General features: G+C 71.9%; 1 protein-coding gene and 1 pseudogene. Both read right to left on the bottom strand.

All coding sequences use genetic code 11. The features are described 5' to 3' along the window. A pseudogene (locus Q0R63_RS09125) lies at positions 1–551 on the bottom strand (hypothetical protein); the annotation flags it as partial. Positions 552–756: 205 nt separating this feature from the next. Next, the gene (gene tig / locus Q0R63_RS09120) at positions 757–2,175 is read right to left on the bottom strand and encodes a trigger factor (protein WP_295696574.1); all 1,419 of its coding nucleotides are present in this window, start codon (positions 2,173–2,175) and stop codon (positions 757–759) included. Between the last annotated feature and the right edge of the window lie 12 nt (positions 2,176–2,187).

Raw genomic sequence — 2,187 nt, 5'->3', positions numbered from 1 at the left:
ACCAGGGTGGTGCGGCTGCCGCCGGCGGGCGCGGTCACGGAGAGGCCGGGGACGGCGGGCCGGCTCAGGAGGTTCGGGGCGTTCAGCGAGGTCGCCGCGCTCGCCGCGCTCGGCACGCTCGGCACGATGGGGACCGAGCTGGAGACCATCGGCCCGTCGGGCCCCCCCAGGGGTGGCCCCGTCAGGGGTCCGGCACCCGGGAAGGCGGTGATCGCGACCGCAGCGGGGCCCGCGGTGGCGGTGAGGTTGACCACGGCGGCCGACAGGCCGGACGGGGGCACTCCGGGCACTCCCGCGACCACGACCCTGGCGACGACACTGGGGACGGCGGCATACCCCGACGTGGCGGTGCCGAGCAGGCGTCGGGCGGGTGCGGGGTAGTAGGCGCCGACAGCCGACGCGGCGCTGAGGCCGGCGTCGGGGGGCAGCAGGCCCTTCGGGCTGGTGGGTGGCGCTGCGGCGAAGGCGGCAGGTGCCGCGGGCAGCAGTGCGACCGTCGCGGCGAGCATCATGGCTGCTGTCGCGACGAGTCGCCGACCGTTGCGCTGCATGTCGCTCCCCTACCGCCAGGGCCCCGCCGGACCGGTGGGGGAAGCCCATCGTATTCCGCGGACCCGACAGAGGGAACTGCGCTGTCCACAGGCCGTGCGCGAGCAGGCCGGGGACGCGAGCAGGCCGGGGACACGAGCAGGCCGGGGACACGGGCACCGCCCCACCCCGAAGGGAAGGGCGGCGCACGTTGTCGTTCCCGGCCGGTCAGGCCTTGGCGTCCTCGGGCTCGTGGTCCGGCGCGTCCTCGGACTGGTCGGAGTGGATGACCTCACCCTCGACGACCGCGTCGGCGGCGTCCCCGGTCCGGCCTTCGTCGCCCCCCACCTCGAACTCCTCGGCGCCGGTGCCGGCGAGGTCCTCGGTGTTCACCTCGTTGAGATCGATCGCGGTGCCGTCGGTGTCGACGACCTTGGCCAGCTCGAGCACGTGGGCGAGCGCCTTGCGGCGGCCGACCTCGGCGACCATGGAGGGCACCTGGCCCTGCTGGTCGATCGTCTGCGCGAACTGGTTGGGGTCCATGCCGTACTGCTGGGCGGACATGACGATGTACTCGATGAGCTCGGGCTGCTCGACCGTGATCTCCCGCTTCTCCACGATCGCGTCGAGGAGGAGCTGGGCCTTGAGCGCCTTGCGGGTGCTCGTGTCGACCTCGGCGCGGTGCTCGGCGTCCTCGAGGCGACCCTCGCCCTCGAGGTGGGAGTGGATCTCGGCCTCGACGAGGCTCTCGGGGATCGGCACGTCGACCGACTCGAGCAGGGCCTCGAGGATCTTGTCGCGGGCCTGGATCCCCTGCTGGAACTTCTTGGCCTGCTCCGCCTGCTTCGTGACGTCGGCCCGCAGCTCCTCGAGGGTGTCGAACTCCGAGGCCAGCTGGGCGAAGTCGTCGTCGAGCTCGGGCAGCTCCCGCTCCTTGACCGACTGGACCGTGACGACGCACTGGGCGTCCTGGCCCTCGTGGTCGCCGCCGGCGAGGGGGGCGCTGAAGTTCTTCGTCTCCCCCGCGTTCATCTCGAGGAGGGCCTCGTCGATGCCCTCGATCATGTTCTTGGTGCCGACCTCGTAGGAGACGCCGGTGACGGAGTCGATCTCCTCGTCGCCGATCGTCGCGGACAGGTCGATGGAGACGAAGTCGCCGTCCAGCACCGGCCGCTCGACGCCCTTGAGGGTGCCGAACCGCTGGCGCAGGGTGAGCAGGCGCTCCTCGACGTCGGCGTCCGTCGCCTCGACCTTGTCGACCTCGACGGTGATCCCGGCGTAGTCGGGCAGGGTGATGTCGGGGCGCACGTCGACCTCGACGGTGAACTTGAGCTCCTGGCCGACCTCGGCCGGGACCTCGGTGACGTCGACGTCAGGCTGGCCGAGCGGACGCACGTGGTTGTCGTCGATGGCCTGGCCGTAGAACTTCGGCAGCGCCTCGTTGACGGCCTCCTGGAGCACGGCGCCCCGGCCGACCCGCTGGTCGATGATGCGCGCCGGGACCTTGCCCTTGCGGAACCCGGGGACCTGGACCTGCGCCCCGATGGTCTTGTATGCCGCGTCGAGGCTCGGCTTGAGCTCCTCGTAGGGGACCTCGACGGTCAGCTTGACCCGGGTCGGGTTGAGGGTCTCGAGCGCACTCTTCACTGCGGGTTCTCC

This window comes from Lapillicoccus sp. (genome assembly GCF_025353065.1).
GTDB lineage: Bacteria > Actinomycetota > Actinomycetes > Actinomycetales > Dermatophilaceae > Lapillicoccus.
The sequence above is the reverse complement of the archived record's forward strand: the minus strand, read 5'-3'. Positions and strand labels throughout refer to the sequence as shown.